Annotated in this window: 18 protein-coding genes and 1 tRNA gene; 6 read left to right on the top strand and 13 right to left on the bottom strand. The window is 58.5% G+C overall.

The features are described 5' to 3' along the window. Nucleotides 1-17: 17 nt before the first annotated feature. The 3 genes from ACZ1G7_RS06285 to ACZ1G7_RS06275 all read right to left on the bottom strand — a co-directional run bounded on the left by ACZ1G7_RS06285 (nt 18) and on the right by ACZ1G7_RS06275 (nt 2,195). Complete coding sequence (locus tag ACZ1G7_RS06285; RefSeq protein ID WP_472662967.1) at nt 18-1,160, bottom strand: phytanoyl-CoA dioxygenase family protein; 1,143 nt, start codon at nt 1,158-1,160, stop codon at nt 18-20. 290 nt (nt 1,161-1,450) lie between these two features. Further along, entirely contained in the window at nt 1,451-1,867 is a 417-nt protein-coding gene (locus ACZ1G7_RS06280) for an SRPBCC family protein (RefSeq protein WP_472662966.1), read from the bottom strand. Next, nucleotides 1,860-2,195: an ArsR/SmtB family transcription factor gene (locus tag ACZ1G7_RS06275; RefSeq protein ID WP_472662965.1), complete on the bottom strand. Its 336-nt coding sequence runs from the start codon at nt 2,193-2,195 to the stop codon at nt 1,860-1,862. The genes ACZ1G7_RS06280 and ACZ1G7_RS06275 overlap by 8 nt, the downstream gene beginning before the upstream one ends. Nucleotides 2,196-2,302: 107 nt before the next feature. On the opposite strand from ACZ1G7_RS06275, the gene ACZ1G7_RS06270 reads away from it, so the two are divergent. Continuing rightward, a complete protein-coding gene (locus tag ACZ1G7_RS06270) occupies nt 2,303-2,761 on the top strand; it encodes an MmcB family DNA repair protein (RefSeq protein ID WP_472662964.1) in 459 nt (152 codons plus the stop codon). 113 nt (nt 2,762-2,874) lie between these two features. Here the strand turns inward: ACZ1G7_RS06270 and ACZ1G7_RS06265 are convergent, their stop codons facing one another. Then, nucleotides 2,875-3,069: a DUF6324 family protein gene (locus tag ACZ1G7_RS06265; RefSeq protein ID WP_472662963.1), complete on the bottom strand. Its 195-nt coding sequence runs from the start codon at nt 3,067-3,069 to the stop codon at nt 2,875-2,877. A 114-nt stretch (nt 3,070-3,183) separates the two neighbouring features. Between ACZ1G7_RS06265 and ACZ1G7_RS06260 the strand changes: the two genes are divergently transcribed. Further along, nucleotides 3,184-3,260 (top strand) — tRNA-His (locus ACZ1G7_RS06260). Between the two features lie 11 nt (nt 3,261-3,271). On the opposite strand, the gene ACZ1G7_RS06255 is transcribed toward ACZ1G7_RS06260, so the two are convergent. Then, complete coding sequence (locus ACZ1G7_RS06255; RefSeq protein ID WP_472662962.1) at nt 3,272-3,592, bottom strand: DUF6476 family protein; 321 nt, start codon at nt 3,590-3,592, stop codon at nt 3,272-3,274. On the opposite strand from ACZ1G7_RS06255, the gene ACZ1G7_RS06250 reads away from it, so the two are divergent. From ACZ1G7_RS06250 to ACZ1G7_RS06240, 3 genes are all read left to right on the top strand, one after another. After that, nucleotides 3,579-4,622 carry an RluA family pseudouridine synthase gene (locus ACZ1G7_RS06250; protein ID WP_472662961.1) on the top strand — a complete coding sequence of 348 codons (1,044 nt, stop codon included), beginning with the start codon at nt 3,579-3,581 and terminating at the stop codon, nt 4,620-4,622. The genes ACZ1G7_RS06255 and ACZ1G7_RS06250 overlap by 14 nt on opposite strands. A gap of 157 nt (nt 4,623-4,779) precedes the next feature. Next, a complete protein-coding gene (gene rpoH, locus ACZ1G7_RS06245; protein ID WP_472662960.1) occupies nt 4,780-5,676 on the top strand; it encodes an RNA polymerase sigma factor RpoH in 897 nt (298 codons plus the stop codon). A 94-nt stretch (nt 5,677-5,770) separates the two neighbouring features. Further along, nucleotides 5,771-6,742, top strand: coding sequence for a Gfo/Idh/MocA family protein (locus ACZ1G7_RS06240; protein ID WP_472662959.1), 972 nt, complete (start codon nt 5,771-5,773; stop codon nt 6,740-6,742). A gap of 49 nt (nt 6,743-6,791) precedes the next feature. Here the strand turns inward: ACZ1G7_RS06240 and ACZ1G7_RS06235 are convergent, their stop codons facing one another. From ACZ1G7_RS06235 to ACZ1G7_RS06205, 7 genes are all read right to left on the bottom strand, one after another. Next, complete coding sequence (locus tag ACZ1G7_RS06235) at nt 6,792-7,505, bottom strand: VPLPA-CTERM sorting domain-containing protein (RefSeq protein ID WP_472662958.1); 714 nt, start codon at nt 7,503-7,505, stop codon at nt 6,792-6,794. 123 nt (nt 7,506-7,628) lie between these two features. Continuing rightward, entirely contained in the window at nt 7,629-9,461 is a 1,833-nt protein-coding gene (locus ACZ1G7_RS06230) for a M3 family oligoendopeptidase (RefSeq protein ID WP_472662957.1), read from the bottom strand. 71 nt (nt 9,462-9,532) lie between these two features. Continuing rightward, entirely contained in the window at nt 9,533-9,919 is a 387-nt protein-coding gene (locus tag ACZ1G7_RS06225) for an MAPEG family protein (protein ID WP_472662956.1), read from the bottom strand. 8 nt (nt 9,920-9,927) lie between these two features. Next, entirely contained in the window at nt 9,928-10,749 is an 822-nt protein-coding gene (locus ACZ1G7_RS06220; RefSeq protein ID WP_472662955.1) for a phosphodiesterase, read from the bottom strand. Next, nucleotides 10,715-11,230 (bottom strand): SH3 domain-containing protein, encoded by a 516-nt coding sequence (locus tag ACZ1G7_RS06215; RefSeq protein ID WP_472662954.1) that lies wholly within the window; start codon nt 11,228-11,230, stop codon nt 10,715-10,717. The genes ACZ1G7_RS06220 and ACZ1G7_RS06215 overlap by 35 nt, the downstream gene beginning before the upstream one ends. A 376-nt stretch (nt 11,231-11,606) precedes the next feature. Then, nucleotides 11,607-15,044 (bottom strand): pyruvate carboxylase, encoded by a 3,438-nt coding sequence (locus ACZ1G7_RS06210; RefSeq protein WP_472662953.1) that lies wholly within the window; start codon nt 15,042-15,044, stop codon nt 11,607-11,609. Between the two features lie 164 nt (nt 15,045-15,208). Beyond that, nucleotides 15,209-16,339: an alpha-hydroxy acid oxidase gene (locus ACZ1G7_RS06205; protein ID WP_472662952.1), complete on the bottom strand. Its 1,131-nt coding sequence runs from the start codon at nt 16,337-16,339 to the stop codon at nt 15,209-15,211. 105 nt (nt 16,340-16,444) lie between these two features. Between ACZ1G7_RS06205 and ACZ1G7_RS06200 the strand changes: the two genes are divergently transcribed. Then, nucleotides 16,445-18,844: an ATP-dependent helicase gene (locus ACZ1G7_RS06200; RefSeq protein ID WP_472662951.1), complete on the top strand. Its 2,400-nt coding sequence runs from the start codon at nt 16,445-16,447 to the stop codon at nt 18,842-18,844. On the opposite strand, the gene ACZ1G7_RS06195 is transcribed toward ACZ1G7_RS06200, so the two are convergent. Next, nucleotides 18,841-19,437 (bottom strand): LysE family translocator, encoded by a 597-nt coding sequence (locus tag ACZ1G7_RS06195; RefSeq protein WP_472662950.1) that lies wholly within the window; start codon nt 19,435-19,437, stop codon nt 18,841-18,843. The two genes, ACZ1G7_RS06200 and ACZ1G7_RS06195, sit on opposite strands and share 4 nt — an antisense overlap. Between the last annotated feature and the right edge of the window lie 64 nt (nt 19,438-19,501).

The raw sequence follows: 19,501 nt of genomic DNA, 5'->3' as shown, positions 1-19,501 counted from the left end.
CAAGGTCGCGTCCAGCCCTAGGGGAATTTACGCTTGGTCTGTGCGCCGAGCTCAGCCTCAAACGTGTCTTGGGCCATCCCTTCGTTTAAAGCGCGGGCAAAAAGCTCCGCCTGGCTTTCAGGGATCAATCCGCCCACGGGCGGGTCGCTGTCAAGGTTCGTTGGAAACGCGTAGCCTTCTGCCGCAGCGGCGATGACACGGGCTTGCGTTGCCTCTGGTCGGTCTTGCAAAACGGGGAATAAGGCACGGCACATTGCGTCGCGATCCAGCGCCTCGATGGAACGTCCAAAGGGTGAGCCCACCTGCAACAAGTTGGCCAGTCTGAACCGATCCTCCGTCACGTTGTCACCCGAGCCATGCATCACCGCCGGGTTGAAAAACACCGCGTCGCCCTTTTCCAAAGGCAGTTGGGTGCGGTTGGCTTTGAAATAGTCCTGAAATTCGGGGCGGGAGAAGGCGACATATCCTTCCAGAAATTGCTGCGAATAGGGCAGGTAAAGCGTGGGCCCCGTTTCGAGTGGCATGTCGCAATGCGCAATTGCGCCTTGCAGCGTCAAAAGTGGTGACAGCCGGTGTACCTGCGCGGGGTAGGTGGCCACGCGGGCGGGGTCCATGAAACCCAGATGATAGTCGCGATGCGCTGTTTGCGCCGCGCCGCCGGGGTTCACGCGGTTGACTTGAGCGGTTAGCTGGTAGCCTTGCCCCAGCCATGCGCGGCACGTCAGATCGACTGCCGGGGCGTCGAAATAGGCGGCAAAATTGGCCGGATCCGCAAGGCAGTGTTTTTGCGCCGCGTTCCAGACACGGTCATTCGCACCCGGTTTGGCGAAGTGGTCGCCGCCACCCGTGCCGCGCTCCGCTTCGATCATGCGCTCGAACAGGGACGTCGCGGCGTCAATGACGCTGTCGTTCCCAAGCGCGCCCTTGATGGCCACAATGCCTGGGCCGGTATCGAAAGCGCGGTTCAGCTCCGCCATTAATGCGGAAGGGTCGGTTTTTGCGTCAAAGGCCGCTGCCTCATAGACCAAAGTGTTCTGGATCACATCCGAGGCAAACGGATAGTCACTTTTCTCGGTCTCGCGTTCAACCAATGCGCGCAAATCGGCGAGTTCGCCCGATGTTGCGCTAAGCCAAGGGCTGGGATGTGTCGATGTCAGCATGAGGCCTCCTCGCATCTGCTGCCAACACTAGCCCGCAGCGACGCATCGCGGTCAAGAGGGGAGGTGACGGAACCACCCAAACGTAAGGGAGCTTATTCCCGCAGACCTGTATATACAGGTGGGCGCCAGTTAACTGAACCAGGGTCCAGACAGAGCCAGCTCCCGCGGAATTGCTTAAGGCCACCGGAATGTAGTCCCTATGGCACGGGATGGGCAGAACCGTCAGGTGTCAAATAGGGGGGCTCGGGCGCGCTGGCAAGCCATGCGGCAAAGAAGGCCGGACCGATCCCCTATTCAGCATGCGCATCTGCGCGCATCCGGGCCAGATGATCGTCCCATCCTTTGTCGAGCGCGAGGGTCAGCCCGAAAGTCTCAACACCTTGCGGCAATCCGCTATGGGTCAGTGACAAGCGCGTGCCGCCGGGCACTTCTTCCAACTGCCAGTCAACGGTGCTGACGGCGTCGCCCATCGGTTTGATGGTAAAGGTGTAGCTCAGCCGCTCAAAGGGCTGCATTTCAGTGACTGTGCCCCACATCAGTTTGTCGCCGCTTTCCGTGCCGAACATGGCATAGTCTTCGCCATCCGAGAGCGGTGTTTTGGGTTTGTGAAACCAGATGCCGAGCTTTTCAGGGTCGGTCAGGTAGGCCCAGACGGTATCAGGGGCGGCTTTGAGAAAAATGGCTTTCTTAATGATCGTGTCAGGCATCTGGGGTGTCCTTTTCTATGGCGGATTTCAGGGCGGCAAGGCGGTCGTCCCAGAACTGGTCGAAGAATTCGAACCATTCAAAGACGGGCGCAAAGCCTTCTTTGTTGAGAGCATTGATCTTTTCACGCCCGCGGGCGGTGACGGTGATTAAGCCGCCGTCGCTGAGTAGGGTGAGGTGCTTTTTCACAGCCGCCCGGGTCATGTCGAAATTCTGGGCCACCTGCGCGATGGTCATGTCTTGCCCCGCCAAATGGCGCAGTATGTCGCGGCGGGTCGGGTCGGCCAGAGCGCGGAAGGTCTGTTGTTCGTGTTGGGTATCTGGTGGCATGGCGGCTCCTCAAAAAAAGAGATACTATTTGGTATCATTTAATATGAAACTATTTGGCATCATGTCAAGTGCTTGATTTTTGTTTACGTTTTGTTCACATTGAGGCCATGAGAGATGAACATGCCCCATCGCCTCAGCCCGGCCAGCTTTTGGCGCGCGGTGTTTGCCGGCACCTGGCGAGCCACGGGTTTGTCTGTGTTGAGGAACTGGTGCCCGACCGTGGCTTGCGCGTCGACGTGATGGGGCTGGGCCCAAAGGGCGAGATTTGGGTAGTCGAGTGCAAGTCGTCGCGCGCTGACTTTCAAACCGACAAGAAATGGCAGGGCTATCTGGACTGGTGCGACCGATATTTTTGGGCCGTCGATGAGGCCTTCCCGACCGAGCTGCTGCCCGATGCAACCGGGTTGATTATCGCAGATGCCTATGACGCTGAAATCATCCGCATGGCACCCGAAGACAAGCTGGCAGCGGCCCGCAGGAAGGTTTTGACCGCAAAATTTGCCCGCCACGCCGCACGTCGGCTGCAGGGATTGCGTGACCCGGATTTTGAACAGAGCTTTATGTGATTCAAATGGGCGCGTGCCGCGCGCATCTTTGATTTGCGTTCTTGGGGCGTTTCACGCCCCGCCACGCGGGCAGCCACAGCGATAACTTTCAGGCCAAATGGAAACAGAACGCGTCAGCGCTTTTGGGCGAGCCCGCGTGCACGCGCCGCTGCCGCCTTAATTTCCTCGGCAATTTCTTCGGCTTCTTCGGGGTCGAAGTCGAACGGCAGATCGATTCCGTCGCCTTGAACATAAAGGCGCACCATGCCCTGATCGGTTGGCCCGATCTGCAGGTTGGCGGCAATTTCGCTTTCGGTGTTGATACCCATTCGCGCGGTTCCTTGTTGCTGTGCCCTAGCTACAAATTCGTGGCGGGTCTTGCAAGATCGCGTGCAGAGAGCGCTTGCATTCATGTTATGTCGCGGCTAAATCAGCCAAAGTGTGCCGCCTTAGCTCAGTTGGTTAGAGCACTGGTTTGTGGAACCAGGGGTCCCCCGTTCAAGCCGGGGAGGCGGTACCATCTTCCCCCCACTATTCCGTGACGAGCGTGACCGTTTGGGTCAATGCACCGGTCGTGCGATTGAACACCATCAAGCGATTGTCTTGCGTAACGACGGCGAACCAAGTGGGGCCTTGGGTGAAGCTTTGTGCGATAGCGCCCTGCGGTAAGGTGATGGTCTCGGGCAGGGCAATTTCGGTGGCAGGCTGTTGAAGGCGGATGACAAGCAGTGCCACGATCAGTACAACGCCGCCAATCATCACCGCGGTCAGCACTGTCACGAGGCGGCGCAGGAAGCGCAAATTGGCGGGTTCCGCCGGCTCAAGCTCGGAAGTGTCCATGTCTGACGTCACGATTGTCTCCGTTGAAATATCGGACAGCGCCGATAAGCGGCTTGATAAAGCATTGGCGCGCGACGTGCCAGTGGAGGCCAACCTGTCGCGCTCCCGCATTGCCAAACTGATCGCAGAAGGCGCGGTCCTGAAAGACGGGCAGGCCGTGACCGACCAAAAAGCCCGCGTGTTCGCGGGAGATGTCTTTGAGCTGCGTGTCGCCGTCGCGACGCAGATTGATGCGGGCCCCGAAGATATTCCGCTTGATGTGGTCTATGAGGATGGCGCCCTAATCGTGATCAACAAGCCTGCGGGCATGGTGGTACATCCGGCGCCAGGCTCGCCAAGTGGCACTTTGGTAAATGCGTTACTGCACCATTGCGCAGACAGCCTGTCGGGGATTGGCGGGGCAAAGCGGCCAGGCATTGTGCACCGGATCGACAAAGACACCTCCGGGCTTTTGGTCGTCGCCAAATCGGACGAGGCGCATCATGGGCTGGCCAAACAATTCGAAAAGCATACGGTCGAGCGTCATTACCGCGCTTTGGCTTATGGCGTTCCCGATGCCGCTGACCCCCGGCTGCGCGGCTTAGCGGGGGTGGATTTTGAGGCCTCGAATATTTTGAGGGTCAACGCCAATCTCGCACGTCACAAAACCGACCGGCAGCGTCAAGCGGTGGTCAAGAACGCGGGCCGCCATGCAATCACCCGTGCCCGCGTGGTGGACCGGTTTGGCACACCACCGGTTGTCTGCCTGCTCGATTGTTGGCTGGAAACGGGCCGCACCCATCAGATCCGCGTGCATTTGGCCCATGTCGGCCACGCGTTGATCGGCGATCCGGTCTATGGGGGGCGGCGCAAACTGGCCAAAGGCCCGCTTAGCGAAGCTGCGATCGACGCCATCAGCGCCTTCCCGAGGCAGGCATTGCACGCGGCAACATTGGGGTTCATTCATCCCGTTTCTGGTGAAAAGCTGAGCTTCAAGGCAGATTTCCCTGCCGATATGGTCTCATTAATTGACAAAATATCGCAAAAAACCACAAATATGTGATTTCGCGTAACATACCCTTTTACTCAACAAATACGGTGTTTACGTGTTGTTAGGGTTTAGGACGCACATACCCTGTGCGCTGCTTGAAACTTGAAAATGAACGGACCGGTTCATAACTCTAGGTCAACGAAGAAACTAACCTCTAAGGGGGACTGACATGGCAAATTACGGCAACCTTCCCGCACCAAGCCCGGAACAGGGCCTGAACCGCTATATGCAGGAAATCCGCAAGTTCCCGATGCTGGAACCTGAGGAAGAATATATGCTGGCCAAGCGCTGGGTCGAAGAAGAGGACACAGAGGCTGCCCATAAGATGGTGACATCTCACCTGCGCCTCGCGGCAAAAATCGCTATGGGCTATCGCGGCTACGGTCTTCCGACAGCTGAGGTCATCTCGGAGGCCAATGTCGGCCTCATGCAGGCGGTTAAGAAATTTGACCCTGAAAAAGGCTTTCGCCTTGCGACCTACGCGATGTGGTGGATCCGCGCGAGCATTCAGGAATATGTGTTGCGCAGCTGGTCGATGGTCAAACTGGGTACGACGTCTGCGCAAAAGAAGCTTTTCTTCAATCTGCGCAAAGCCAAGAACCGGATCGGCGCGCTGGAAGAGGGCGATTTGCGCCCCGAAAACGTGGCCCGCATCGCCAACGACCTGAACGTGACCGAACAGGAAGTGATCTCTATGAACCGGCGTATGTCGGGTGGCGACGCATCGCTGAACGCGGTGATCTCGGCTGATGGCGAAGGTGCGACGCAATGGCAAGATTGGCTGGAAGATGAAGATGCCGATCAGGCTGGCGATTACGAGGCCAAGGATGAGCTGGAATCACGCCGTGAGCTGTTGGCGGAAGCCATGGATGTGCTCAACGACCGTGAAAAGGACATTCTTGTGCAGCGCCGTCTGAGCGAGGAGACAATCACATTGGAAGACCTGTCCGGCCAATATGACGTCAGCCGCGAACGCATTCGCCAGATTGAAGTGCGCGCCTTTGAAAAACTGCAAAAACGCATGCGTGAGTTGGCAAAGGAGAGAGGCATGCTTGCTGTCGCCTAAGTCGCTCAAAAAACACAGATAAAGAAAGGCCCGCCCTTCCGGCGGGCTTTTTTATGCCCTACGATCTGATGCAACAGCCATTGGGAGATACAGTATGGAACCGGTCAATTGGGGCATCTTGGGCGCCGCTAAATTTGCGCGTCAACACATGGGCCCTGCGATCCATGCAGCTAGTGGGGCGCGGCTGTATGGCGTCGCGTCGCGCTCTGGTGACATTTCAGGGTTCCAGAGCTTCGCTCCCGATTGCAAAGCCTATGACAGCTATGACGCCCTGCTGGCGGACCCTGCAATTGACGCGGTCTACATTCCGTTGCCCAACCATCTGCATGTTGAATGGGCCCAGAAAGCGATGCAAGCGGGCAAACATGTGCTCTGCGAAAAACCCATCGCCATGCAGGCGGACGAGATCGACGCGCTGATCGAGATGCGCGAAGCCACTGGGCTGCTCTGTGCTGAAGCTTTTATGATCCTCCACCATCCGCAATGGCAGCGTGCGCGAGAAATCGTGCAGGGCGGCGGCATCGGCGCGCTGCGCCATGTCAGTGCGCAGTTTTGCTACAACAATATCGGCGACCCGGGCAATATCCGGAACAAGCCGGAAACCGGTGGCGGTGGCATTCCTGATATCGGCGTCTACACGATGGGCAGCGCGCGGTATGTCACAGGGCAGGAACCTCTCGACGTTGCCGCCAACATCACTTGGGAAAACGGCGTCGATGTGAAGGCGGAAATCAGCGCGCAATTTGACGGTTTTAGTTTCCAATCAATGGTGTCGATGCGGATGGCCAACTTTCAAGAAGTCGTCTTTCTGGGGGAGGCAGGTCATGTGCGGCTGACGGCCCCGTTCAACCCGCTGGTCTATGGCGGTGCAGTGCTACACCACGCCGATGCAGCGGGAGCTGTCACGTCTGAGAAATTTCCGGGCGTGAACCACTATGTGGCCCAGGTCGAAGCGTTTTCAAAGACTGTGCGCACCGGCGAGGACTACCCTGCGACGCTTGAATTTGCCCAAGGCACACAGGTCATGATTGACCGGGTGTTCGCGGCCGCAAACCCGCCAAATTGAAAAGGGCCCGACGAAATCGGCCCCTTTTGGTTTTTTGTGATGTTGCGCCTTAGCTCTTGCGGCGACGGCGACCTGCAAAGGCCAACCCACCCAAAGCAATGGGAAGCAGAACACCAGCTGCAGGCAATGGCACGGCCGTCAGGTCGAGGTTGAAGTCGCCCTTCTGGCATTTCCAAGGCTTGGCGCTGCAATCAACACCGGTTGCGCTATGCAGGAACCAGCCCGAGCCACCAAAGTTGATGTTTTTGCCATTCGCGCCGATGCCAACCTGGAACGGGTGCTTGCCCGATACAGGCGCCTCAAACAGGCTGAGGACGGTGCCCGCCAGCTTGCCTTTGCCGGTCAATGTGCCCGACGTCATGGTGAAAAATTTCCACGTTTTGGGATCCACCGGGCCTCCATGGCTGGCGTACGCGCTTTTGCGTAACTCTTCCTTTGGCGTGCCTTTGCTCGCTTGGAAAGACACGTCCACATTGTAGCCAACACTCGCGCCATATCTGTCGGATACGATCATACCCGTCAAAGTGGCGGACCCGTCATCAAAGACCGAAAAACGGCCCGACGGCATGAAGTCAAAGTCACTGCCACCCGGCGTATGGGGCAAATAAACTGAATGCCCGGCTCCCCCACCGTAGTATTTGGGGTCTTTTTCTGCCGATGTCGCGAAGTAGTCTTTGACCAAAACTGGGGCAGCGGATGCTGCAGTACTTAAGATCGCGATCGCCCCAGCTGCGATTGCGGTACGAACTAAGTTAAGGTTCATTTCCCCTCCATTGAACTCATTAATCGTGCCACAAAGGTTAACGTCGGCGGAAAACCGCTGCAACAAGCGAAAAACAAACGTTTTCAAGGGTTCTGTCAGAAAAAAGTGACAGACGGAGCGGAATTACCCCTCCATCGCCTCCAATTCGTCAATCATGCTTGAGATCATGCTGAGACCCTTATCCCAGAATTTCGGGTCGCTCGCGTCCAAGCCAAACGGCGCCAAAAGCTCCTTGTGGTGTTTCGATCCACCGGCTTTGAGCATGTCGAAATACTTGGTTTGGAAGTCGTCGCCGCCTTCCTCATAGACCGCGTAAAGCGCGTTCACCAACCCGTCGCCGAAAGCGTAGGCGTAGACATAAAACGGCGAGTGGACGAAATGCGGAATGTAGGCCCAGAAAGTCTCATACCCGTCCATATACTCAAACGCAGGTCCAAGGCTTTCGGCCTGCACGGACATCCACAAGGCGTTGATGTCGTCCGGCGTCAGCTCGCCATTCGTGCGCGCCTCATGCAGCTTGCATTCGAAATCATAAAACGCGATCTGACGCACGACCGTGTTGATCATGTCCTCGACCTTGCCCGCCAGCATAACCTTGCGTTGCTCTTGGGTTTTGGCCCCGTCCAACATCTTGCGGAAGGTTAGCATCTCGCCAAAGACTGATGCGGTTTCGGCCAGCGTCAAAGGCGTCGAGCTGAGCAATTCACCTTGCCCCGCCGCCAGCACCTGATGCACGCCATGGCCCAGTTCATGCGCCAGCGTCATCACGTCGCGCGGTTTGCCCAGGTAGTTCAGCATGACATACGGGTGTACCTCAGTCACGGTCGGATGCGCAAACGCGCCGGGGGCCTTGCCGGGCTTCACCGCCGCGTCGATCCAGCCGTCAGTGAAAAATGGTTTGGCGATTTCCGCCATCTCAGGTGCGAAATCGGCATAGGCTTCCATCACGGTTGATTGCGCGCGGTCCCAGTCCACCAAGGTCGGGTCTTCCATCGGCAAAGGCGCGTTGCGGTCCCAGACCTGCATCACATCCAGCCCCAGCCATTTGCGCTTCAGCTCATAATAGCGGTGCGACAGCTTCGGGTAGGCCTCAACGACTGCGTTGCGCAAAGCCTCGACCACCTCTGGTTCCACATGGTTGGACAGATGCCGCCCGGTCTGAGGCGTCTCCATCCCGCGCCAGCGGTCCTCGATCTCTTTCTCTTTGGCCAACGTGTTGTGCACCCGGGCAAACAGCTTAATGTTCTCGCCAAAAACCTTCGCAAGTTCACGCGCGCCCAGCTCCCGGCGTTCGCGGTCGGGGTCAGTCAGCAGGTTTAGCGTGCCTTCGATATTCAGCTCTTCACCGTCCACATCGAAGGTCAGACCGGCAATGGTCTCGTCAAACAGACGGTTCCACGCTGCCGATCCAACGGTCGATTGGTCATGCAAGAATTTTTCCAGCTCGTCTGACAGCTGATATGGCTTCATCGCGCGCAGCCGGTCAAAAACGGGCTTGTAGCGCGCCAAATCTGCATTTGCGTCAAACCAGCCGGCAATCACCGTGTCGTCAATCCGGTTCAGCTCAAGCGAGTAGAACACAAGCGGGGTCGTGAACGTCGTAATCTTGTCCTGCGCATTCGCCATGAACTGCGCGCGTTCCGCGTCGGTGGTGTTTTGGTAATAGCGCAGCCCGGCAAAGGACATGATCCGGCCAGCAATGATGTCGATCTTCTCGTAGCGCTTGACGCAATCCAGCATGCCGCCCGCATCCAGATCCGCCATCTTTCCTTCATAGTCACTGGCGAAATCGGCGCAGGCCTTTTCCAGCCAATCCATGTCGCGCTTGAATTCCTTGGCATCCGGGCTGGCGTAGAGGTCGCTCAGATCCCACTCTGGCAAATCCCCCAGCCCCCCGGAGCCATCATGCGCGTCGCGCAGAAGTTTCGGTGCGGTCGGGCGGAAGGGGGTTTTCATAGAAAGCGTCCTTGTCAAATGGTGTTGTCAGGGAACCTATGCGTGCAACGGGGCAGTCTCAAGGCGCGCCATCAAAAAAGCGCGTGACCCAGAAGCCCAAGCGCCATCACGCCGATCAACCCGAAGGTGACACCCATCGTTAGCACGCGCATTTTGATCGGTTCCGGCGTTTGGCTGATGAAATAAGCATGTCCGACGCGCGCCAAGATCATGGTCACTCCCAAACTGTGCAAAACCCATCCCGGGGCGCCTTGCATTTCGCTCACCACCAGCAAGATCAACAAAATCGGCGCATATTCCGCGCAATTCCCATGGGCGCGAATGCGCTTTTGCAGCTCTGTGTTGCCGCCATCCCCCAGTGCGGTGCCGATAACGGGCCGCATCCGAATGACCCGCGCCGCCAGTACGATATAGAGCAGCGCCATGAGTGCGATATAGATCGGTGAGACAGTCAGCATATGGTCTCCTATTGTGACGCGGGGTCGCGCAAGGCTGTGGCCGCCGCCGCAATCGCAAAGTCTTCGCTATGGGCAATAATGCCATCCGGTCCCGCCAGCACAATTCCATATGCGCCCGGCTCATCCACGGAATGGTCCGTCTCGGCAACGCCCAGGGTCATCGGCTGCTGGTGGCAGGGGCTTTTGAATATCGTGAACGGCAAGCCATGTGCAAAGCCGGAAATAGTCCGATGCACATGGCCGCAGAGCAGGTGCAAAGGCCCGTCATAGCCGCGCAACAACGCGCGCAGAGGTTCGGGATTTTGCAACGCGATCCGGTCCATCCCGACAAAACCGGTCATGATCGGTGGGTGGTGCATGGCCACAAGCACAGGGCGCCCGGCAGCCCATGTCAGTGCGCGCTCAAGCCACGCCAAACGATCTGCGCACATCACGCCCGAATGCGGCGGGTCCACCTTCGCATCCATCGTATCCAGAGTGATCAACACGCATCCCGCCAGCTCCTGCATGCGTTGCACATGGCCCGAAGAGGTCACCTCCGCCGCCGGAAACACCCGCCGAAACACGTCGCGATTGTCGTGGTTGCCCAGCATATAGGTCACCGGGAACGGCACATCGGCCAATATCCCTTTGAGCCGCTCAAACTGCGCCGTCCGCCCGTGATGGGTCAGATCGCCCATCAGCAGCAACCCTTCTGCATCTGGATGCTGCGCACAGGCATGCTTCAATCCTTCAGCAAACCGCGCTGCCGGGTCGAGCCCAATAATATCCGCGCCCTCGTCAACAATATGAAGGTCAGTGAAGACCAGAAGCTTGGTCAGGTGGGGCATGGGCCGCCGCTCCATCCGTTTCGATGGCGCTATTGATACAGCTTTCCCTGTCGCGCGAAATACCCAACCAGCTGTGACCGCGAAACATCGCTGGCATAGCAGATTGGCGCGGCGCCGCCGGGGCGTGACCACGCAGACCGCCCGCCGCATCTGCGCCCAGCCCGGTCGGTGTTGTAGGGGCACGGGCACGACCCAGAATAGCTTCGAATACTTCGCCAATGATCTCGTTGCGGGCGAGTGTGACCTCCGCCGAACTGGGGATCGGGGTGCTGCGCGCAGGCTTTGCGGCAGTTGCTGCCGGCCGCGCGGGCGGCGTTCCGGCCAGGTATCGGCTCGACATCCACCCTTGCAACGGTGTGCCGCCCCGCCGGCCCGACACACGGGTCCAGCCCCCCGAACTTTCATAGGCGTTGATTTTGGTGCCCCGTGTGAATTGCCCGACGACATTCTTGGCGATATCCGGCGTGCTGCGGACGTTCACACGTGACCCTGAAACGTAAACAATGCTTGGTTCCAGTGCGTCGGGGGCGGGCGTTGCGATCTCAGGTTTTGGTCTCGTTGGGGCCGGAGCAGGCGTAGGCGTAGGTGTAAAGACAACAGGCTCGGGGTCCTCATCGCCGTCGAGAAGGGTATCTTTTTCGGGGGGAGGGGCGTGGAAATAACCAGTTCTTCTGGCCTGGTAGGTATTTCTACCGCTATGTCGGTCGGCTCACGTTCGGGCGAAAGCCACAACAAAACCACCAAACCCAAAAACAAAGCGCCCAATACGCGCGCATAACTCATACAAATATCCTTAACCTTAATTTAACTAAGGTTAAGGATCAGATGTCGTCACATCAAGGCGGTCTAAACCGAGGCTACTCCAGCTCGACCAGCAGGTCCTTTGCGTCAATCTGCCCGCCTGGCATGACATGGACCGCTTTCACGACTGCATCACGCTCGGCATGGATACCGGTTTCCATTTTCATCGCTTCGATGGTCAGCAGCAAGTCGCCCTCTTTGACCTCTTTGCCGACGATGGCCGCAACGGTGGCGACAACCCCCGGCATTGGCGCGCCGATATGGTTCGGGTTGCCGACTTCGGCCTTAGGCATCTTGGCCACAACAGCCGCCGCTTTGCGGTCGGGCACGCGGATGGTGCGAGGTTGGCCGTTCAGCTCGAAAAACACCTTCGCTTCGCCATCATCATTGGTCGCGGCACGGGCCTGCATCCGGATTTCCAATATCTTGCCCGGGTCAATCTCGACGCTGATCTCTTCGCCCGGCTCCATGCCGTAAAAGAACGTATGGGTTGGCAAGGTGCGCACGGGGCCGTAGGTGGCATGACGGGCGGAATAGTCCATGAAGACTTTGGGATACATCAGGTAGCCGTTCAGGTCTTCATTGTCGATGTCCTTGCCGTCCAGCTGCGCCGAAACCTCGGCGCGTACCGCTTCAAAATCGACCGGCTCCAGCTCTTCGCCGGGGCGTTTGGTCGAGGGTTTCTCGCCCTTCAAAATCTTCTTCTGGATGGCTTTGGGCCAGCCCCCGGGTGGTTGGCCAAGCGAGCCGCGCATCATGTCTACAACGCTGTCCGGGAAGGCCACGTCGGTGTCTTTGTCTTCCACCTCAGACCGGCTCAGCCCTTGGCTGACCATCATCAGAGCCATGTCGCCCACAACTTTCGACGACGGCGTTACCTTGACGATATCGCCAAACATCTGGTTCACATCCGCATAGGTTTGCGCCACCTCATGCCAGCGTTCTTCCAACCCGACAGAGCGTGCCTGTGCCTTGAGGTTGGTAAACTGCCCGCCGGGCATCTCGTGCAAATAAACCTCGGAGGCAGGGGCCTGCATGCCGCTTTCAAACGCCGCATATTGCCCACGCACCGCTTCCCAATAGTCGCTGATCTGGCGCACGGTTTTGATGTCCAACCCGGTGTCGCGTTCCGTATTGGCCAATACTTCCACAACCGACCCCAAAGTTGCCTGTGACGTGTTGCCTGACAGCGCATCCATCGCGCAATCAACCGCGTCGACCCCAGCGTCGGAGGCCGCCAGAATGGTCGCCACAGCCGTGCCAGCCGTGTCATGGGTGTGGAAATGGATCGGCAGGCCAACCTCTTCCTTCAATGCTTTGATTAGGATCGTCGCCGACGCCGGTTTCAACAACCCGGCCATGTCCTTCAGGCCCAAAACATGCGCGCCTGCGGCTTTCAGCTCTTTGCCCATGTCGACATAGTATTTCAGGTCATATTTCGACCGATCCGGGTTCAAAAGATCGCCCGTGTAGCAGATCGAGCCTTCGCAGACCTTGCCGCTTTCGACCACCGCATCCATCGCCACGCGCATGTTCTCGACCCAGTTGAGGCTGTCGAACACGCGGAACACGTCCACGCCAGTTTCCGCCGCCTGTCGCACGAATTCCTGCACGACATTGTCAGGATAATTGGTGTAGCCGACCCCGTTGGAGGCGCGCAAAAGCATCTGCGTCATCACGTTCGGCATCGCCTTGCGTAGGTCGCGCAGCCGCTGCCACGGGCATTCCTGCAAGAACCGGTACGCCACGTCAAAGGTCGCGCCACCCCAGCATTCCATCGAGAACAGCCCCGGCATATTGGACGCATAGGTCGGCGCCACCCGGATCATGTCGATCGACCGCATGCGCGTGGCCAGCAAGGATTGGTGTCCGTCCCGCATGGTTGTGTCAGTGATAAGCAGTTGTTTTTGCTCAGACATCCAGTCGGCCACGGCTTGCGGGCCGTGATCTTCCAAAATGTTGCGCGTGCCATAAGCGGGCTCGCCCACAGGCTCCGGCGCTTTTGGCGTGCGCGTCTCGATGGGCATGGCACGGCCTTCGGTCTCCGGGTGGCCGTTCACGGTGATGTCGGCGATATAGGTCAGCACCTTGGTGCCCCGGTCGCGCCGCGCCTTGAAGTCAAACAGCTCCGGCGTCTCATCGATAAATTTGGTGTGGTATTCGTAATTCAGGAAGGTCGGGTGCTTCAGCAGGTTCTCAACAAAGGCAATGTTGGTCGACACGCCGCGAATACGAAATTCGCGCAGCGCCCGGTCCATCCGCGCAATCGCGGCCTCAGGCGTCGGTGCCCAGGCGGTCACCTTTTCCAAAAGCGAGTCGTAATACCGCGTGATAACAGCGCCTGAATAGGCGGTGCCGCCATCGAGGCGGATGCCCATGCCTGTCGCACCGCGATAAGCGGTGATCCGGCCATAATCAGGGATAAAGTTGTTTTGCGGGTCTTCGGTTGTGACCCGGCATTGCAGCGCATGCCCATCCAACTTCACGTCATATTGCGAGGCCGTCCCGGTGGCCTCCACAAGTGATTTGCCCTCTGCGATCAGAATCTGGGCGCGCACGATGTCGATGCCGGTGACTTCCTCGGTCACGGTATGCTCGACCTGGACGCGCGGGTTGACCTCGATGAAGTAAAACTCGCCGCTGTCCATATCCATCAGGAATTCGACGGTGCCCGCACATTCGTAATTCACATGCTCGCAAATCTTTTTGCCAAGTGCGCAAATCTGTTCGCGCTGCGTGCCGCTCAGATACGGGGCAGGGGCGCGTTCAACGACCTTCTGGTTGCGCCGCTGTACGGAGCAATCGCGCTCCCAAAGATGGTAAATCGCGCCATGGCTGTCGCCCAAAATTTGTACTTCGACATGGCGCGCGCGCAGGATCATCTTCTCCAGATAGCCCTCGCCATTGCCGAATGCGGCCTCAGCTTCGCGCCGGCCTTCCAGCACTTTTTCTTCCAGCTCATCCTCGGACATGATCGGACGCATGCCGCGCCCGCCGCCGCCCCAAGACGCTTTCAGCATCAGCGGGTAGCCCACCTCCGCCGCCTCCTTCTTGATCGCGGCCATGTCGTCGCCCAACACATCCGTCGCCGGGATCACCGGGACACCCGCTTTGATCGCCACTTGCCGAGCGGAAGCTTTGTCACCCAAAGCGCGCATGGTCTCCGCCTTAGGGCCGATAAACTTGATGCCATTCTCGGTACAGGCATCCACAAATTCGGGGTTTTCGGATAAAAGCCCGTAGCCCGGGTGGATCGCGTCGGCGCCGGACATCTTTGCGACGCGAATGATCTCGTCAATCGCTAGGTAGGCTTGAACCGGGCCCAGTCCTTCGCCGATCTTATAGGCCTCATCTGCCTTAAACCGGTGCAGGCCTAGCTTGTCTTCCTCGGCGAACACGGCGACCGTTTTCTTCCCCATCTCATTGGCGGCGCGCATCACGCGGATTGCAATTTCGCCCCGGTTGGCAATGAGAATTTTCTTGAAATCGGCCATGGCGTTTGTCCCCGTCTGGTCGTTATTTTGCAGTCGCAGCATTCTTTAAGCTGGAAATGCCCCTTCGTAAACTAGTTACAATTGGGTAGGCTGGCCGAAACGGGGCTCCACTGCCCGAAGGCGACCTAAAAACAAAGGCCTTTAGCCGCTACCAATATTGCCCATCAAACCCGCCTATGCGCCAAATCGGCCAGTGTTTTGGTACCCAATTGCCCCATATTGGCCTCCATATCTTTGCGCAACATATCGGCTAAATGCGCGGGGCCTGCCTTGCCAGCCGCCCCGAGGGCGTAATGCCAGGCGCGACCCAACATCACGAAATCCGCACCAAGTGCCAAGGCGCGGATTATATCCAGCCCACCTTCAACGCCGCTGTCTAAGATGATGGGTAAGGATGTGCCCGCGCGGACTTGCGCCAGACAATCAATCGCACCAAGGGCCGCGTCAAACTGCCGGCCCGCATGGTTCGACACCCACAACGCGTCGACGCCTGCATCCTGCAATCGCGCCGCATCCTCCGTTTGCGTGACGCCTTTCACGATCAACGGGCCGGTCCAGGCCTCCCGCAGCCGTTTCAAATACTCCCAATCCGGGGAGGTGCGCAGCAGATAGCCAATATGCTCGGTTGATGGCAATTGGCCTTTGAAGTCCGAATATTTGTCCAAAGTTTTCATGCGCGGCATGCCGGTTTGTCGGATCCCTCTCAGCCAGACAGGGCACTGCGCCGCCTGCATCGCCAAACGCGGCGTCAAGCGCGGCGGCTGTGTCAGCCCGCCACGCGTTTGCCGTTCACGGCGCGACGCCACAGGCACGTCCACCGTCAAAATCAGTGTCCCGAACCCGGCGGCACGCGCGCGCGAAATCATGTCGTCACGGATGGCCTCGTCACGCGGCGGGTACATCTGGAACCACGCATGCTCCCCCAAATGAGGCGCGATATCTTCTGGTGTTTGCGTGGCCACGGTCGACATCGCATAAGGAATGCCCAGTTCTTTCGCAGCACCCGCCAATATCTTTTCCGCCCCAGGCCAGATCAGCCCCGACATGCCCACCGGCGCAATTCCAAAGGGCAGGGGGAACCCTCGATCCAAAAACGTCGTGGTCAAATCCGGCACAAACTCCCCATGCAGGATCGACGCCTTGAATAGCACTCTATCCAAAGCCTCCCGGTTGCGCCGCGCCGTCATCTCGTCGCCTGTGGCGCTATCAAGATATTCCCAGACAAAATGCGGGATACGTTTGCGCGCGGCGCGTTTCAGGTCAGAAATGGCGGGAAATTTCGAATGCAGGTCCATGGGGCACGGTTGTCAAACCAAACCCGGCCTATGTCCAGAGAAAGCTGTGGAACATATATAGAACACCTCTTTCCCTGAACCCCGCTTAGCGCTATCTTGAAACTCATGAGCAGCTCAGACGATTTCGACGCCTTCGAGGCGGCCTCCTCCGTTCCTTTGTCCCAACGCGCCTTCGGGGCCGCCGTCGCGTCGCGCGCGGCGCCCTACCTTGAAGGGTTGAACCCCGCGCAGCGCGAAGCTGTCGAAACACTCGACGGTCCGGTCTTGATGCTCGCAGGCGCGGGCACGGGCAAAACCCGCGCACTGACCGCGCGCATCGCGCATCTTCTGACCACCGGTTCCGCGCGCCCGAACGAAATTCTAGCCGTTACCTTCACCAACAAAGCCGCGCGCGAGATGAAAAACCGCGTCGGCAGCCTGCTTGGCGAACAGGTGGAGGGCGTACCATGGCTCGGCACCTTCCACTCGATCTGCGTGAAATTGCTCCGTCGCCACGCCGAGCTTGTCGGCCTGAAGTCCAACTTCACGATCCTCGACACGGACGACCAGCTGCGGCTGCTCAAGCAACTCATCGCCGCCGAGGGGATTGACGACAAACGCTGGCCCGCCCGCATGTTGGCGGGTCTCATCGATAGCTGGAAAAACCGCGCTTGGACGCCCGACGCGCTGCCTGCCTCTGAGGCCGGGGCCTATAACAATCGCGGCGGCGAATTCTACGACGCCTACCAACAGCGTCTCAAAACTCTGAACGCCGTCGATTTCGGTGACTTGCTCTTGCACATGGTCACGATCTTCCAAAACCACGAAGATGTACTCGCGCAATACCAACGCTGGTTCAAATACATCCTTGTCGATGAATATCAGGATACCAACGTCGCTCAATATATGTGGCTGCGCCTGCTCGCCGCCGGGCACAAAAATATCTGCTGCGTGGGCGACGATGATCAGTCGATCTACGGTTGGCGCGGCGCCGAAGTGGGAAACATTTTGCGGTTCGAAAAGGACTTCGAGGGCGCAAAAATTGTTAAATTGGAACAAAACTACCGTTCCACCGAACATATCCTCGCCGCAGCCTCCGGCGTGATCGCGGGCAACAAAGGTCGCCTCGGAAAGACGCTTTTCACTGAGGCCAAGGGCGGCGAAAAGGTCCGCCTTATCGGCCATTGGGACGGCGAAGAAGAAGCCCGCTGGGTCGGCGATGAGATTGAGGCCGCTCAGGTCGGCACCCGTGGGATGGACCCGATGTCGCTCAACGACATGGCCATCCTCGTGCGCGCCTCCCACCAGATGCGCGCTTTTGAAGACAGGTTCTTGACCATCGGGCTGCCCTATCGCGTCATCGGCGGGCCGCGCTTCTACGAACGGATGGAAATCCGCGATGCGCTCGCCTATTTCCGTCTAGCCGTCAGTCCTGAAGATGATCTCGCGTTTGAACGGATCGTGAATACCCCCAAACGCGGCCTCGGCGACAAGGCGCAGCAAAAAATCCAGATGACGGCCCGCAGCAATGGCGTGTCACTGCATGAGGGCGCGCGGCTGCTATTGATGGCCAAGGGCTTGGGCGGCAAGGGTGCGGTGGAACTGCAAAAGCTCGTCGACGGCATCGACCGCTGGGCCGCGCAGGTCCGGTCAGAGGCCGACACCCACATTGAGACCGCCGAGATGATCTTGGAGGAATCCGGCTATACCGAGATGTGGCAAAATGACAAAACGCCCGAAGCGCCAGGGCGGCTCGACAACCTCAAGGAACTGATCAAAGCCCTTGAAAGCTTTGAGAACCTGCAAGGGTTCCTCGAACATATCTCCCTTGTCATGGACAATGACACCGAAACTACCAGCGAACAGGTCTCTATCATGACGCTGCACGGCGCCAAGGGCCTTGAGTTCCCCGCCGTATTCCTGCCCGGCTGGGAAGACGGGCTATTCCCGTCCCAACGCTCCATGGATGAAAGCGGGCTCAAAGGTCTCGAAGAAGAACGCCGCCTCGCCTATGTCGGCATCACCCGGGCCGAAAAGATCTGTACGATCAGCTTTGCAGGCAACCGCCGGGTCTACGGCCAGTGGCAATCGCAATTGCCCTCTCGCTTCATTGATGAGCTGCCCGAACCCCATGTCGAAGTCCTGACGCCACCGGGCCTTTACGGCCACCAAGGCGGCAACATGGCCTCCGCCTCGCCGGTCTTGCAGGCCGTTGCAGAAAGCGATCTGCACGACAAAGCCGCAAGCGCCAATGTCTACAACTCCCCCGGCTGGCGCCGCTTGCAGGAACGTCAAAGCAATCGTGGGATGGGCCAACCGCGCGAAAGCAAGAACATGGTGATCGACGCGCAGGCCGTGTCCAGCTTCACAACCGGCGAGCGGGTATTTCACCAGAAATTCGGCTACGGCACGGTTGAGGCGATAGAGGGTGACAAGCTCGACATCGCTTTCGACAAGGCGGGCACCAAAAAGGTCGTCGGCAAGTTTCTTATCGCGGCTGAAAGCGCAGGCGACGTCCCGTTCTAACCCGCAAAAAGCGCGGGGTAGAGCGACGCCATCAGCAACGCCGCCATGCCCCAATTGAACGCCCGTAACCGCGCAGGATTGGTCAGGACGCGCCGCAACTGCGTTCCCAACAGCGTCCAAGTGCTCACAGCCGGCCCGTTGACCAGCCCAAAGGTTCCGGCCACAGCTGCAACAGCCCAAAGAGACGGCCCAAAGGAATAAACGGTCACGGCCGTCAGCGCCATGGCCCAGGCCTTCGGGTTCACCCACTGAAATGCAGCCGCCTGCAAAAATGTCATGGGCGTGCCGCTGGCCTCACCTTCCTTGGGCGGCGCGGCATTGGCGATTTTCCAGGCAAGCCAAGCCATGTAGATCACGCTCACCACTTTCAGCAGATCGTGCAGAACCGGGTAGGCGTCAAATACCTGCGCTAGGCCCAAACCCACCAAAAACACCATCAAAGTGAACCCCAAAGCGATCCCCAGCATATGCGGTACTGTACGCCAAAACCCGAAATTTGCGCCCGACGCCATCAGCATCAGGTTGTTGGGCCCTGGGGTGATTGAGGACACGAAAGCGAAGCCGATAAGGCCATAGAGAACGTCGTAGGTCATGCACGCAACACTATGCGTACCCGTACGCATTTGAATTGCGTTATTGCGCGCTCTGCATAAATGT

Source organism: Litoreibacter sp. JB4-2, from assembly GCF_055693445.1.
Note: the sequence above shows the minus strand (reverse complement) of the source record. Positions and strands in the feature narration are given on the sequence as shown.